Source organism: Streptomyces sp. NPDC047000 (assembly GCF_040644295.1).
Lineage (GTDB): Bacteria > Actinomycetota > Actinomycetes > Streptomycetales > Streptomycetaceae > Streptomyces.
Genome location: NZ_JBEYWE010000002.1, coordinates 291,162 through 305,461, shown reverse-complemented (window position 1 = coordinate 305,461; position 14,300 = coordinate 291,162). Strand labels below are relative to the sequence as shown.

Here is a 14,300-nt window from a genome sequence, read left to right as displayed (position 1 = left end):
GGGATCAGTCCACCGTCACGTAGTCGGGGCCGGAGTAGCGGCCGGTGGCCAGCTTCTGACGCTGCATCAGCAGATCGTTGAGCAGCGAGGAGGCACCGAAGCGGAACCAGTGGTTGTCCAGCCAGTCCTCGCCCGCGGTCTCGTTGACCAGCACGAGGAACTTGACGGCGTCCTTGGTGCTGCGGATGCCGCCGGCCGGCTTCACCCCCACCTGCACCCCCGTCTGCGCGCGGAAGTCCCGCACGGCCTCCAGCATCAGCAGCGTGTTCGCGGGCGTCGCGTTCACCGCGACCTTGCCGGTCGACGTCTTGATGAAGTCGGCGCCCGCCAGCATGCCGAGCCAGCTCGCCCGCCGGATGTTGTCGTACGTCGACAGCTCACCCGTCTCGAAGATCACCTTCAGCCGCGCGGACGACCCGCAGGTCTCCTTCACGGCGGCGATCTCGTCGTGGACCTTCATGTAGTGACCGGCGAGGAACGCCCCCCGGTCGATGACCATGTCGATCTCGTCCGCGCCCGCCGCCACCGCCTCCCGCACGTCGGCCAGCTTGACCTCGAGCGCGGCCCGCCCGGCCGGGAACGCGGTGGCGACCGAGGCGACCTTGACCGCGGAACCCGCGACGGCCCGCTTCGCCACGGCCACCATGTCGGGGTAGACGCACACGGCCGCCGTGGAGGGCGTCTCCCGGTCCGTCGGGTCCGGGTGGACCGCCTTGGCGCCGAGCGCCCGGACCTTGCCCGGGGTGTCCGCGCCTTCCAGCGTCGTCAGGTCGACCATCGAGATGGCGAGGTCGATGGCGTACGCCTTCGCGGTGGTCTTGATCGAGCGGGTGCCGAGGGAGGCGGCGCGCGCCTCCAGGCCGACCGCGTCGACGCCGGGCAGCCCGTGGAGGAAGCGGCGCAGTGTGCCGTCGGACGCCGTGACGTCGGCGAGCGCGGCGGGCACCGCGGGCGTGCGGGGCGCGTCGGATGCGGGGGGTGCATCTGGTGCAGTAGTGGGCATGGTCACCAGACGAGCATATCTACGCGCGTAGCGGCTTGTATACCCCCGGGGCGGGCTCCGGACGGCCGCCGGGAGCCCGGCGGCACCGCCCTGCCGACCTGCGCCGCTGCCGGAACGGGTACCGCCGTCGGGCAGAATCGGGACCATGACGACCCCGGACGACCAGTCACCCGCGCCGAAGCCCCCCACGCCCGCGTACAAGGACCGCGCCTACCGGTCGCCGTGGGGCATGGCCGGCGGGGTCCTGGTGCTCGCGCTGGTGCTGTGGCTCGGCGTCGACGCGCTCTTCCAGGGGCACGGCCGCACCCCGTGGCTCGCGCTGGCCGGGCTGATCCTGGTCGTACCGCTGGTCATCGCGTTCACCCTGCGCCCGGCCGTCTTCGCGGGCGACGACACGCTGCGGGTGCGCAACCCGTTCCGGACGGCGACCCTGCCGTGGGGACAGCTGGCGTCGCTGCGCTCCGGCTACACGAACGAGGCCGTCACCAAGGAGGGCGCCACGTTCCAGCTGTGGGCGGTGCCCGTGTCGCTGCGGGGCCGCAAACGGGCGTCGCGCCGGGCGGAACGGGCGGCGGCGGAGGCCGCGGACATCGCCAGGGGCCACAGGCCGCGCGGGGGGCTGGGCGGGTTCGGAGCGTTCGGGGGCGGCGGCGCGTTCGGGGCCTACGGCGGTACGGCCGCCGAGGGCCCGACCCGGGCGGAGTCCGACCAGATCATCGACGACCTCCGCGAGCTGCTGGAACGCCGGGAGACCGCGGAGTCGGCCCAGGGCGAGGTCACCGTGCGGTGGGCCTACGAGGTCCTGGCACCGGTGACGGCGGGCGCGGTACTGCTGGCGATCCTGCTGGCGGTGGGCTGAGCGGCCCGGAACGCGGCCCGCGGCAACGTCCTCGAACGCGGCCCGGCGGACACCCGGCCCCGCGAGATCCTCCGCAAGCGCCACGGTCGGGGAGCCGACGCGGTTCCGTCGGGGGCCGGGACCGGACCGGGCGGCGGTTTTCGTCGTTCCGCCGGGGACGGGTCCTCGTGTCTCGAAGAGGCCGGGTCGCAGGGGCGAGCCCTCCTTGGTCGCCGACCGCGGGAGCGGCGGACGCCGGAGCCCGCTTCCGGTTCACCGGCACCTCGGGAATGAACCGTTCAGCCTCCCAGTACCCCCAGCACCTGCCCCACCACCGGGATGCCCCCGAGTGACTCCGCCTCCGCGAGCGGCCGGGTCAGGGCCCGGGAGTCCAGGGGGCGGAAGTCGGCGATCTGGGTGGCGATCCCGTTGTCCAGGGGGTCGGTGCCGGTACCGGCCAGGGGGTTCAGCTTCAGGCCGGTCAGGGGGGCGACGAGGTAGGGGAGCGAGCCGGTCAGGGAACTGGCGGCGGTCGGGACGTCCGCGCCGTCCACCAGGGGGAGCGGGGCCGCCGAGGCCGTCGCCGCCCCGGCACCCAGGGCCGCGCCCGCCGTCGCCAGGGCGATCAGGGCTCGCCGGGCCGTCGTCCCCGGCTTCCGGGAGGACGTGTGTCGTGCCATGGGCTGGACCGCCTTCGGTGCGCGATGTGATCGGCTGGACACGCAGCGTAGTGCACTTTCCCGGCCTGCTTCAAAGGCCGGCCACCCGATCGCGTGAAATGTCGTCACGTCATGTGACGTGGCGCGAAGCACGCCGGGAACGGGGGCGGCAGGGTCGTGCGGAGACGGGTGTATGCCTCAGACTGTTATTCCGTGAGTTCCCTACCGTTCATACCGGCGCGTGTCGTACTGCTCTGCGGGCCCTCCGGCTCCGGCAAGTCCCTCCTCTCCGCCCGCTCCGGTCTTCCGGTACTGCGGCTCGACGACTTCTACAAGGAAGCCGACGACCCCACGCTGCCCCAGGTGGCCGGGAGCTCCGACATCGACTGGGACCACCCGCTGTCATGGGACGCGGACGCCGCCGTCGCCGCCGTCGGTGAGCTGTGCCGCACGGGGCGGACCGCGGTACCGGTGTACGACATCTCGCTGAGCGCCCGGACCGGCGAGGAGGTCGTCGACATCGGGCGTACGCCGCTGTTCATCGCCGAGGGCATCTTCGCCGCCGAGATCGTGGGGCGCTGCCGTGAACTCGGCCTGCTCGCCGACGCGCTGTGTCTCAGCCGGGGACCCGTGCAGACCTTCCGGCGGCGGTTCCTGCGGGACCTGAAGGAGGGCCGGAAGTCCGTGCCCTTCCTGCTGCGGCGGGGATGGCGGCTCATGCGGGCCGAACGGTCGATCATCGCCCGCCAGACCGCGCTCGGCGCCTACGCCTGCGACCGCGACGAGGCCCTGGCACGGCTCGCGACCGCCGCCGTCGCGCCGCGTGCCGGCCTCGGCGCCGGCATCGACGCCGAGGCCGTGGTCGGCGTCGACGACTGACTCCCGGGCCCGACCCGCCGCACGAAGACACGAAGACACCACGAAGGTACGAAGACGCGAAGAAGCGGGACTGGATGGACCCCCCGGCCTTCCAGTCCCGCCGCTGTTTCCCCGTTGTCCCCCGCTTTTCCCCCGTTCCCCCCGTGGTCGTGGTCCTCGGTCCCCCGTTTCCCCCGTGGCCTCGGACCCTCGCTCCCCCGTGAGCACCCCCGTGCCCCCGTACCTGCCCCCGTCGCCCCCCGTGACCTCCGGGCAGCCGGCCGCTACGCGACCAGTTCCCCGAAGGCGTGTTCCTCGTCACGGCCGAAGCTGAGGACCTCGTCCTCACGCAGCCGGCGGAGCGACCGCCAGATGCTCGACTTCACCGTGCCGACGCTGATGCCGAGGATCTCCGAGATCTCCGGGTCCGTGCGGCCCTCGTAGTACCGCAGGACCAGCATGGTGCGCTGGAGTTCGGGGAGCCGGGCGAGCGCCTGCCACAGGACCGTGCGCAGTTCGGTGCCGCGCATCGCGTCCGTGTCACCGGCCGTCTCCGGCAGTTCCTCGGTCGGGTATTCGTTCAGCTTGCGGCGGCGCCACGCGCTGATGTGCAGGTTCGTCATGGTGCGGCGCAGATAGCCGCCGACCGCCGCCTTGTCGGTGATCCGCTCCCAGGCCCGGTACGTCGAGAACAGCGCGCTCTGCAACAGGTCCTCGGCCTCGAAACGGTCGCCGGTCAGGTGGTAGGCGGTGGCGTACAGGGAGGCGCGGCGCTCCTGGACGTAGGCGGTGAACTCCGCCTCCGTCAGCGAGCGACGCTCCTCCGTTGCCTCCCCGTACGCGCTTCCCCCGTTGTTCTCCCCCGTGCGTGCGTCAACCACCGCCATGTACGCGGTGTGCTGACGCCCGGTGCCGCGAGCGCACCCCCGCCCTCCCCCGAGGGAGGGACCCCCAGCGGCACCGGACTTCTCGCCACCCCGGGGCATGTCGTGCAGACGCGTGACGACTGCGCTGGTGCTGGTGCTGTGCAGCGTGTTCATCTCGCGCCCCCCGTGGTGGACTTCCGGTGTTCGGTCCGTCCGGCCCGTTCGGCCGAACTGCCTTGCCTGTGCCGAAAAGCTTGCCGCCGGACCTTCATGGCCGTGTCCGCCGACTGTCACAGACCTGTCACAGGGCCCCGGGGCCCGTGTCCTCGCAGGGGAGTCACGCAGGGTGCACGGGTGGTGGCGGTACGAGGGGGTCGGCCTCGCGGGTCGTACGGCAGGCCCTCCATGGGCCAGAATGAGCCCCGTGCCTTCCCTGTTGCTGATCGAGGACGACGACGCCATCCGCACGGCCCTGGAGCTCTCTCTCACCCGCCAGGGACACCGGGTGGCCACCGCTGCCACCGGTGAGGACGGTCTGAAGCTGCTGCGCGAGCAGCGGCCCGATCTGATCGTCCTCGATGTGATGCTGCCCGGCATCGACGGATTCGAGGTGTGCCGCCGCATCCGGCGCACGGACCAGCTGCCAATCATCCTGCTCACCGCGCGCAGCGACGACATCGACGTGGTCGTGGGCCTGGAGTCCGGCGCCGACGACTACGTCGTCAAGCCCGTGCAGGGCCGGGTGCTGGACGCGCGGATCCGTGCGGTGCTGCGGCGCGGCGAGCGGGAGGCCAGCGACTCGGCGACGTTCGGCAACGTCGTGATCGACCGCGCCGCCATGACGGTGACGAAGAACGGCGAGGACCTCCAGCTCACCCCGACCGAGCTGCGGCTGCTGCTGGAGCTCAGCCGGCGGCCCGGACAGGCACTGTCGCGGCAGCAGTTGCTGCGGCTGGTGTGGGAGCACGACTACCTCGGCGACTCCCGGCTCGTCGACGCGTGTGTGCAGCGGCTGCGCGCCAAGGTGGAGGACGTGCCGTCGTCGCCCAGCCTCATCCGTACCGTCCGCGGGGTCGGCTACCGCCTGGACGCGCCTCAGTGACCGACGCGCGACGGGGGCTCCGCCGTCTGGCGGCGGGGCGCAGGGGGGTCTTCTCCAGGCTGCGGTTCACCAGTCTGCGGCTGCGGCTGGTCGTCGTCTTCGGGCTGGTCGCGCTGACCGCCGCGGTGTCCGCGTCCGGCATCGCGTACTGGCTCAACCGCGAGGCGGTGCTGACCCGCGCCCAGGACGCCGTGCTGCGCGACTTCCAGCAGGAGATGCAGAACCGGGCCGGTGCGCTGCCCGCACGTCCCACGCAGGACGAACTCCAGCACACGGCGGGGCAGATGGCCAGCAGCAGCCAGCGCTTCAGCGTGCTGCTCGTGGCCCGGGAGTCCGGCGGCGCGGTCGTCTACGGCAACTCCGGCGGGCTGAACGGCTTCTCGCTGGAGGACGTGCCCGGCGCGCTGCGCACGGCGGTCAACCGGACGCAGCAGGTGACGGCCTCCAACTCCTCGCCCTACCACCTCTACTGGCAGCGGGTCGTCGAGCACGGCAACCCCTACCTGGTCGCCGGGACGCGGGTGATCGGCGGCGGGCCGACCGGTTACATGGTGAAGTCCCTGGAGCCGGAGGCCAAGGACCTCAACTCCCTGGCCTGGTCGCTCGGTATCGCCACCGCCCTCGCCCTCATCGGCTCCGCGCTGCTCGCCCAGGCCGCCGCCACGACCGTACTGAAGCCGGTGCACCGCCTCGGGGTCGCCGCCCGGCGGCTCGGCGAGGGCCGGCTCGACACCCGTCTGCGGGTGTCCGGCACCGACGAACTCGCCGATCTGTCCCGCACGTTCAACAACGCGGCCGAGGCACTGGAGCAGCGGGTCGAGGAGATGGCCGCCCGGGACAACGCCTCGCGCCGCTTCGTCGCCGACATGTCGCACGAGCTGCGCACCCCGCTCACCGCCATCACCGCCGTGACGGAGGTGCTGGAGGAGGAGCTGGACTCCGAGGCGGGCAGCATCGACCCGATGATCGAGCCCGCCGTACGGCTGGTGGTCAGCGAGACCCGGCGGCTGAACGACCTCGTCGAGAACCTGATGGAGGTCACCCGCTTCGACGCCGGTACGGCCCGTCTGGTGCTGGACGACGTCGAACTCGCCGACCAGATCACCGCCTGCATCGACGCCCGCGCCTGGCTCGACGCCGTCGAACTCGACGCGGAGCGCGGGCTGCACGCCCGGCTCGACCCGCGCCGGCTGGACGTCATCCTCGCCAACCTCATCGGCAACGCCCTCAAGCACGGCGGCTCGCCGGTGCGGGTGTCGGTGCGCGAGGAGGACGGCGACATCGTCATCGCGGTGCGCGACCACGGACCCGGCATCCCCGAGGACGTCCTGCCGCACGTCTTCGACCGCTTCTACAAGGCGAGCGCGTCCCGGCCGCGTTCGGAGGGCAGCGGCCTCGGCCTGTCCATCGCCATGGAGAACGCCCACATCCACGGCGGCTCGATCACCGCCGCCAACTCCCCCGGCGGCGGAGCGGTGTTCACCCTGCGGCTGCCCAACGACACGTCGGATCCGGCGGACGAGCCGGACGGACCGGACGGACCGGGGGACGGCGGACCGTCCGAGAAGGACGTGTGACGGACGGACCATGATGAACATACGCAAGCTGCGGGCCCTCGGCGCGCTCGGTACGGCCGCGCTGGCGCTCACCGGACTCACCGGCTGCGGGATACGCGCCACCCAGGTGCCCACGGACTTCGGGCCCGCCCCGTCCCGGGTGCCCTGCTCGCTGTCCGAGCCGGACCTCACCACGCAGACGTCGCACGGGGTGCCGGTGCAGGCGTTCCTGCTGTGCGGCTCGTCCCTGGTCGCCGTCGACCGGACGGTACGGGTACCGGACGGCTCCGCGGACGCGGAACGACGGGTGATCGTCGCCCAGGGGCTGCTGGACCAGCTCGCGCAGTCGCCGTCCACGAGCGAACGGGCGGCCGGATACACCACCGACGTGCGCGGCGGTATGACCGTGGCCGGGCCGCAGGGCCACGACCCCGAGGACACCCTGCGGCTGAGCACCGCCCCGGGCGACCTCACCTCGTACGCCCTCGCCCAGATCGTGTGCACGCTCTCCGACTCGGCGGCGGCCGAGGGCGACGGCTCGGTGGTCCTCGGCGGCCCCGGCACCGGCCCGCTGCGCCGCTACGCCTGCACGGACGACGTCCGCTCCGCCCCGGGAACGACGACGCCACCGTCGACGGAGGTCACGGCCGACTGATCCGGCACGTCCGGCCGGCGGCCGGCGGAGCGGGGCGGCTCGTGACCGGGGTCAGGAGCGTGCGGCGGGCAGGGGGATTGCGGCGGCCGGAGCCGGGGCGTCCGGCGGTGCGGCCCGGCGCCCGGCGCACCGCACCTCGCCCTGGAGGGTGCAACGGCCTTCCCCGGGGCGTTCGCCACGGCCGGGCCCGTGAGGCCCGTGAGCGCCGTCACTGCGTCTCGGAGCGGACGGCGGCCGGGTTCCGGACGCGCGGCGCTCCCGAGCGGGGACAGCCGGCGCGGCCCGGAGGGCGCGGCCACCGGTGCGGTGTGCACCGGCCCGGTGGCGTGGTGCTTCGGGGGTGTGGTGGTGGGCGTGAAGGGGCTGCTCGGCGCCGGGATGTCCCTGCCCCGCCCTCCGGGGCACCGGGGCCGCGCGGGTGTTCGGGACGGTCGGGAGGTTTGACACGGGGTGGTGGCGGCGGAACCGATCGTGCCGGACGGTGCGTCTTGGGGTGCGTGCAGCGTCAAGGCTCCATCGGCGGCAGTACCGCGATCCGTATGCGTGTGACGGGGGGTGTCCTCCTCGTCGCGTACCTCGCCTTCGTCGCCTGGGTCTCGCTGCGGCCCCTGGACGTCCCGTGGGTGACGCCCGCCAATCTGAGACCCTTCGCCACCGTCCGCGCCGACCTGGCCCTGGGCTGGCCCGACGCCGCCCGGCTGATCGGTGAGGGGCTCGGGCTGCTCGCCCCGCTGGGCGTGCTGATCCCGCTGGTGCACGGGCGGCTCGACGTCTCCCCCCTCACCTCCCTGGTCCGGACCGTCGCCGCGGGCACCCTGCTCTCGCTCGGCATCGCCCTGCTCCAGACCGGCGTGCCCGGGCGGGTCACGGACGTCGACGCCCTGCTGCTCAACACCGTGGGAGTGGCCCTGGTCCACCTCGCCGTCGTACCGGCCGCCCGTTCCCGGCTGCGGCGCCGGCGGGAGCGTGAGCGGGTACGGCGCGCGGAGGCGCGGCCGCCCGCCGAGGAGGCCGTTCCTCAGGGTCGCACCCCGACGATTCCCAGGGTCGGGATCGCACCGTGGGGCGAGGTCTCCGGCGGGCGCGGAGCCTAGCGTTGAGGTCAGAGGGGGCGGCCGACCGGGCAGCCTCCCACCGACGCTCATGAAGGAGCCGGACATGACCGCCCTCGCCCGCCCCACCGAAGGCCGCATGATCGGCGGAGTGTGTGCCGCGCTGGCACGGCGCTTCGGCACCTCCGCGACGACGATGCGGGTCCTCTTCGTCCTGTCCTGTCTGCTGCCGGGTCCGCAGTTCCTGCTCTACATCGCGCTGTGGATCCTGTTCCCGTCGGAGGACAGGACCCGCACGTGGTGATGCGCCACCGTCCACCGCGCCGTGCCGCGCGGGAAGCGGCCGTCGGGGGCGCGCTCCGGTCCGGGGCGCGCCCCCGACGCCATGCGGTGGGAACGGTGTGGCGGAGCCGGGGGCTCAGGTCAGGGGGAGGCCGTTCACGGGCAGCCCGTGCGTGGGGAGTCCCTGCGTCGGCAGACCGCCGAGCAGCGCGGCGACCGGTGCCGTGGGCCCGGCGCCGCCCTGCGTCAGCAGCTGCTGGAGCATCGGCTGGAGGGCGCTGAGCGACGCGGCGACCGCGGTCTGCCCCTGCGCCACCGCGTTGCCCGCGCCCGGCACCATCTGGGCGAGGTTCGCCGCCGGGAGCGTCCTGGCGGTGCTGACGGCCTGGCCGGGGTCCGGTACGCCCACCGCCGGTGCGGCGTTCGCGGCGCCCGCGCCGGCGGCGGCGAAGGCGGCACCGAGGGCGGCGACACCGAGGGCCTTGACGGCGGAGTGCTTCTTCGAATTCATCGAAATGTGCGTCCTTGGCTGATCATGACCGATCACGGGGATACGGGTCACGGGGATACGAGCGGTTCTCGACCGTAAACAGGGAGGACCGTCGTCCGCAAACAACGAAATGCGGCGAAACGGTGAACGCCGCATTCCGCCGGTGCATCCCGATCAGCCTTCCTCGCCCGCATAACCACTGGTGGGAGCGGTCGAACGGAACAGCCATTCGGATTTCAGTTCGGCGTACCCGGGCTTGATCACGTCATTGATCATGGCAAGCCTTTCGTCGAAAGGAATGAATGCTGATTTCATCGCATTGACGGAGAACCACTGCATGTCGTCGAGCGTGTAGCCGAACGCGCCGACGAGGTGCTCGAACTCGTTGCTCATGCTGGTGTGGGACATCAGCCGGTTGTCGGTGTTCACCGTGGCACGGAAGTACAGCTTGCGCAGCAGCCCGATGGGGTGGTCGGCGTACGACGTGGCCGCGCCGGTCTGGAGGTTGGAGCTCGGGCACAGCTCCAGCGGGATCCGCTTGTCCCGGACGTACGACGCCAGGCGTCCGAGCCGCACCGAGCCGTCCTCGGCGACCTCGATGTCGTCGATGATGCGCACCCCGTGCCCGAGCCGGTCGGCGCCGCACCACTGGAGGGCCTGCCAGATGGACGGCAGTCCGAACGCCTCACCGGCGTGGATGGTGAAGTGGTTGTTCTCGCGCTTCAGATACTCGAAGGCGTCGAGGTGCCGGGTCGGCGGGTGGCCGGCCTCCGCGCCCGCGATGTCGAAGCCCACGACGCCCGAGTCGCGGTAACGGTTGGCGAGTTCGGCGATCTCCAGCGACCGGGCGGCGTGCCGCATCGCGGTGAGCAGGGCGCCGACGCGGATCCGGTGCCCGGCGGCGCGGGCCAGCGACTCGCCTTCCCGGAAGCCCTCGTTGACGGCCTCGACGACCTCCTCCAGGGTCAGCCCGCCGGCGAGGTGCTGCTCGGGGGCGTAGCGCACCTCGGCGTAGACGACACCGTCCCCGGCGAGGTCCTCCGCGCACTCACGGGCCACCCGGACCAGGGCGTCCCGGGTCTGCATCACGGCGACGGTGTGGGAGAAGGTCTCCAGGTACCGCTCCAGCGAGCCGGAGTCGGCGGCCTCGTGGAACCAGATGCCCAGCTTCTCCGGGTCGGTCTCGGGGAGTTGGGAGTATCCGGCGGCGCGGGCGAGTTCGACGACGGTGCCGGGACGCAGCCCGCCGTCGAGGTGGTCGTGCAGCAGAACCTTCGGGGCCCGCCGGATCTGTTCCGGCGTCGGGGTGTTCGGCGTCCTGGCAGTCTGGCTCGTCATCTCCGCACTCTAACTCCTACGCGCGTAGAATGCTCCTGTACACCTCGGCCGATATGTAACGGTGATCGCCGCGAAGGGTGGCGTACACCGCTGCTTCTGACACTGTTCTGCCATGGCACAGCAAGCGATGCCGGTCCGGACGGCCCGGCTGGGGAGGGCGCTCGGTCACGATCCGACGGCGGTGAGCGGTGTGGTGCTGCTGCTGCCCGGCGGTGACGAGGCCTCCGTGCGCAGACCGGCTCCCGTGACGGCGGTCTCATTGGTACGGGCGCTGGGGCGCCGGCTGGCCCGGGCGGGGCGCGACGAGGGGCTGGCCACCCATGTCGTGCACTACCGGTACCGGGGCTGGAACGGCGGCGAGGCCCATCTCGCCCGTGACGCGGAGTGGGCCGCCGACGAGGTGCTCCGCAGGTACGGCGACGTCCCGGTCTGTCTGGTCGGCTTCGGCATGGGCGGCCGGGCCGCGCTGCGGGCGGGTGGCCATGACGCGGTGAACTCCGTGGTGGCGATGGCTCCTTGGCTGCCCGAGGACGACATGGCGGCGCCGCCGGAGCCGGTGCGGCAGCTCGTGGGGCGCCGTGTGCTGATCGTGCACGGCACGAACGACGAACGGACCGATCCCGAGCTGTCGTTCCGGCTCGCGGAGCGGACGAAGAAGGCGAACCGTGAGGTGTGCCGGTTCGAAGTGCACTCCGACGGACACGGGTTGAACCAGTACCGGGCCGAAGTGGTCTCCCTCGCCACGGACTTCGTCATGGGGGCGCTCTTCGGCCGATCTCTGTCCCGCCCGGTGCAGGACGCGCTCGCCGCGCCGCCGCCGCTGGGACTGAGGATGCCGCTGGCGGTGGGGTTCGGGGAGAAGCTGTACCGCTGATCGTCCGGTGACGGGGTCGTCCGGTCCGTCGTGGGCCGGTCCGTCGTGGGCCGGTCCGTCGTGGGCCGGTCCGTCGTGGGCCGGTCCGTCGTGGGCCGGTCCGTCGTGGGCCGGTCCGTCGTCGGCCCGTCCGTCGTCGGCCCGTCCGTCGTCAGCCCGTCCGGCGTGGGCCGGCGGTCCGGCGTCCGTCAGTCGGGCAGCAGGCTGCCGCGCTTCGACAGCAGGAACCTCTTGAACGCCGCCACCGGCCCGGTGTCCGGCTGGCCCTCCAGCCAGGCCACCCCGATCTCCCGTACCGCGCGCGGTGCCGTGACCGTGAGCTCCACCACCCCCGGCCGCGGCACCGGAGGCGGCGGCAGCAGCGCCACGCCGAGCCCCGCCGCCACCAGGCCCCGCAGGGTCTCCGCCTCCTCCCCCTCGAAGGCCACCCGCGGCCGGAACCCCGCCTCCGCGCAGAGGCCGTCGGTGATGCGGCGCAGCCCGTAGCGGGGTTCCAGGGTCACGAAGATCTCGTCGGCGGCCTCGGCGAGCCGGATCCGGCGGCGGCCCGCGAGCCGGTGGTCCACGGGGACGACCAGCCGCAGTTTCTGCTCGTCCAGGCGGCGGGTGAACAGGTCGGGGGCCTCCGGGACCGGAGAGGTCAGGCACAGGTCGAGGTCGCCCGCGCGCAGCCCCTCGATCATGGCCTCGCCGTAGGTCTGGACGAGGGTGAAGCGGACGCGGGGGTGCTCGGCGCGGAAGGTGTGCAGCAGGCCCGGCACGGTCTCGGCCCCCATGGTGTGCAGAAAGCCGAACGCGACCTTGCCGCCGGCCGGGTCGGCGTCCGCGCGGACCTCCTCGGCGGCGCGGCCGATCTCGCCGAGGGCACGTTCGACGGAGGTGAGGAACGTACGGCCGGCGGGGGTGAGGGACACCGTGCGGCCACGGCGGGCGAACAGGTCGACGCCCAGGTCCTGTTCCAGGCGGACCATCGCCCGGGACAGCGTCGACTGCGGGACGCCGGTCTCCTGCGCGGCACGGGTGACGTGCTCCGTGCGGGCGACGGCGGCGAAGTGGGCGAGCCGCGGGGCGAGCACCCGCACCAGGTCCACCGACTCCGGCCGGTCGGTCTCACCGGGCCGGTCGGCCGTACCGGAGTGGCCCACCGTAGCGGGCCGACCGGCCCTGTTTGAGGTGTCTCGTACGTTACTACCCGGTGACAGCCGAGGCTGTGGGCTGTGCTGATGCGCCATGGGAACGATTATCGCGAATTCGTGCATTGGACGGATGACACGGTGCGTACATAGCTTCGAGACATGTCCTCCGCCCGAACCGGGGCGCCCACCCACGTGGACGCGGACCCGGACCCGGCCGTCCCTGCCTCCGACACCACCGCCCCCGGCACCACCGATTCCCGTATGGCCCCCGGTGGCCCCGGCTACCGCCGGATGAGTCTCGCGCTCTTCCTCGCGGGTGTCGCGACCTTCGCGCTCCTCTACTCCACACAGGCGCTGCTGCCGCTGATCTCCAAGGAGTTCGCGGTCGCGCCGGGTGACGCGAGCTGGACCGTCGCGGGCGCCACGGGCGGCCTGGCGCTGTTCGTGCTCCCCATGAGCGCGCTGTCCGAGCGCTTCGGCCGCCGTACGGTGATGACGGCCGCGATGTCGGTCGCGGTGGCGGTCGGTCTGCTGGTGCCGTTCGCGCCCTCGCTGGGCACGCTGGTGGCGCTGCGGGTCGTCCAGGGCGCGGCGCTGGCCGGGCTTCCGGCCTCGGCGACGGCGTACCTCGCGGAGGAGGTCCGGCCCAAGGCGCTGCTCTCCGCGATCGGCCTGTTCATCGCGGGCAACAGTGTCGGCGGGATGAGCGGCCGGGTCATCACCGGCTGGGTCGCGCAGCTGTGGGGCTGGCGGGCCGGTGTCGGTGTGATCGGGGTGGTCGCGGTGGCGTGCGCGGTGGCCTTCCGGCTGCTGCTGCCGGAGCCGCAGCACTTCACGGCGGGCTCGCTGCGGCCGCGCGTCCTGGCGCGCTCGGTCCGCGAGCACCTCTCCAACCCGCTGCTGCGCCGCCTGTACGTGATCGGCGCGCTGTTCATGACGGTCTTCGGCGGCGTCTACACGGTGATCGGCTACCGGCTGACCGCGGCGCCGTACTCCCTGCCGCAGGGGTTCGTGGGCTCGATCTTCCTGGTGTACCTGGTCGGTACGGCGTCGGCGTCGGCGTCCGGCCGTCTGGTGGGGCGGCTGGGCCGCCGGGGGACGCTGTACCTGATGGCCGGTACGACCGCCACCGGTCTGCTGGTGTCCCTCGCCGGTCCGCTCCCCCTCATCCTGCTGGGCCTGGTCCTGATCACGGCGGGCTTCTTCGGGGGTCACGCGGTGGCGAACGCGGCGGTCGGCAAGACGGCCAAGACGGGCCGCGCGCAGGCCTCGGCGCTGTACACGTCGTCGTACTACATCGGTTCCAGCGCCGGCAGCACGGTGGGCGCGATCGCGTTCCACGCGTCGGGCTGGTCCGGCACGGTGGGCATGGGCGTCTTCGCGGTGCTGGGCGTGGTGGCCATCACCGCCCTCGGCACCCGGGCCGCCCGCCTGGCCGCCCGGCCCCGGCCGGTACCGGCGACGGCAGCCGCCCGCTGACGCTCCGGCAGCCCCGCGACGCCTCTCTCCCGCCGCCCCGCCCTCACCGGCGGGGCGGCGTCTTCGTGTGGCACCTCTGGCCTACCGTCCCTGACCTGTGTCTTCTCCGGCT

At 72.9% G+C, this 14,300-nt stretch carries 15 protein-coding genes; 9 read left to right on the top strand and 6 right to left on the bottom strand.

Translation table 11 applies throughout. The annotated features are described in order from the left end of the window. Nucleotides 1-4: 4 nt before the first annotated feature. Entirely contained in the window at nt 5-1,003 is a 999-nt protein-coding gene (deoC, locus tag ABZ862_RS04710; RefSeq protein WP_360953080.1) for a deoxyribose-phosphate aldolase, read from the bottom strand. 145 nt (nt 1,004-1,148) lie between these two features. Between deoC and ABZ862_RS04705 the strand changes: the two genes are divergently transcribed. Continuing rightward, the gene (locus tag ABZ862_RS04705; protein ID WP_360952183.1) at nt 1,149-1,862 is read left to right on the top strand and encodes a PH domain-containing protein; all 714 of its coding nucleotides are present in this window, start codon (nt 1,149-1,151) and stop codon (nt 1,860-1,862) included. 278 nt (nt 1,863-2,140) lie between these two features. On the opposite strand, the gene ABZ862_RS04700 is transcribed toward ABZ862_RS04705, so the two are convergent. Continuing rightward, complete coding sequence (locus tag ABZ862_RS04700) at nt 2,141-2,521, bottom strand: hypothetical protein (RefSeq protein WP_360952180.1); 381 nt, start codon at nt 2,519-2,521, stop codon at nt 2,141-2,143. Between the two features lie 192 nt (nt 2,522-2,713). Between ABZ862_RS04700 and ABZ862_RS04695 the strand changes: the two genes are divergently transcribed. Then, on the top strand, nt 2,714-3,379 hold the full coding sequence (locus ABZ862_RS04695) for a uridine kinase (RefSeq protein ID WP_360952177.1): 666 nt from the start codon (nt 2,714-2,716) through the stop codon (nt 3,377-3,379). 263 nt (nt 3,380-3,642) lie between these two features. Here the strand turns inward: ABZ862_RS04695 and ABZ862_RS04690 are convergent, their stop codons facing one another. Then, on the bottom strand, nt 3,643-4,398 hold the full coding sequence (locus tag ABZ862_RS04690) for a SigE family RNA polymerase sigma factor (protein ID WP_360952174.1): 756 nt from the start codon (nt 4,396-4,398) through the stop codon (nt 3,643-3,645). A gap of 250 nt (nt 4,399-4,648) precedes the next feature. On the opposite strand from ABZ862_RS04690, the gene afsQ1 reads away from it, so the two are divergent. The 5 genes from afsQ1 (at nt 4,649) to ABZ862_RS04665 (ending at nt 8,893) form a co-directional block, all read left to right on the top strand. Further along, on the top strand, nt 4,649-5,326 hold the full coding sequence (gene afsQ1 / locus ABZ862_RS04685) for a two-component system response regulator AfsQ1 (protein WP_360952171.1): 678 nt from the start codon (nt 4,649-4,651) through the stop codon (nt 5,324-5,326). After that, the gene (locus ABZ862_RS04680; RefSeq protein ID WP_360952168.1) at nt 5,323-6,903 is read left to right on the top strand and encodes a HAMP domain-containing sensor histidine kinase; all 1,581 of its coding nucleotides are present in this window, start codon (nt 5,323-5,325) and stop codon (nt 6,901-6,903) included. Before afsQ1 ends, ABZ862_RS04680 begins: the two co-directional genes overlap by 4 nt. A 13-nt stretch (nt 6,904-6,916) precedes the next feature. Continuing rightward, a complete protein-coding gene (locus tag ABZ862_RS04675) occupies nt 6,917-7,537 on the top strand; it encodes a hypothetical protein (protein WP_360953077.1) in 621 nt (206 codons plus the stop codon). A gap of 497 nt (nt 7,538-8,034) precedes the next feature. Then, a complete protein-coding gene (locus tag ABZ862_RS04670; RefSeq protein ID WP_360952165.1) occupies nt 8,035-8,631 on the top strand; it encodes a VanZ family protein in 597 nt (198 codons plus the stop codon). A gap of 64 nt (nt 8,632-8,695) precedes the next feature. After that, a complete protein-coding gene (locus ABZ862_RS04665) occupies nt 8,696-8,893 on the top strand; it encodes a PspC domain-containing protein (protein WP_360952162.1) in 198 nt (65 codons plus the stop codon). Between the two features lie 114 nt (nt 8,894-9,007). On the opposite strand, the gene ABZ862_RS04660 is transcribed toward ABZ862_RS04665, so the two are convergent. Both ABZ862_RS04660 and ABZ862_RS04655 read right to left on the bottom strand, forming a co-directional pair. Beyond that, entirely contained in the window at nt 9,008-9,382 is a 375-nt protein-coding gene (locus ABZ862_RS04660; protein WP_360952159.1) for an ATP-binding protein, read from the bottom strand. 153 nt (nt 9,383-9,535) lie between these two features. Then, nucleotides 9,536-10,699 (bottom strand): adenosine deaminase, encoded by a 1,164-nt coding sequence (locus tag ABZ862_RS04655; RefSeq protein ID WP_360952156.1) that lies wholly within the window; start codon nt 10,697-10,699, stop codon nt 9,536-9,538. A gap of 112 nt (nt 10,700-10,811) precedes the next feature. Between ABZ862_RS04655 and ABZ862_RS04650 the strand changes: the two genes are divergently transcribed. After that, nucleotides 10,812-11,573 carry a dienelactone hydrolase family protein gene (locus tag ABZ862_RS04650; protein ID WP_360952153.1) on the top strand — a complete coding sequence of 254 codons (762 nt, stop codon included), beginning with the start codon at nt 10,812-10,814 and terminating at the stop codon, nt 11,571-11,573. A gap of 188 nt (nt 11,574-11,761) precedes the next feature. On the opposite strand, the gene ABZ862_RS04645 is transcribed toward ABZ862_RS04650, so the two are convergent. Further along, a complete protein-coding gene (locus ABZ862_RS04645; RefSeq protein ID WP_360952150.1) occupies nt 11,762-12,805 on the bottom strand; it encodes a LysR family transcriptional regulator in 1,044 nt (347 codons plus the stop codon). Between the two features lie 63 nt (nt 12,806-12,868). Here ABZ862_RS04645 and ABZ862_RS04640 point away from each other — a divergent pair, with 63 nt between their 5' ends. Further along, nucleotides 12,869-14,188 (top strand): MFS transporter, encoded by a 1,320-nt coding sequence (locus tag ABZ862_RS04640; protein ID WP_360952147.1) that lies wholly within the window; start codon nt 12,869-12,871, stop codon nt 14,186-14,188. Nucleotides 14,189-14,300 lie beyond the last annotated feature (112 nt).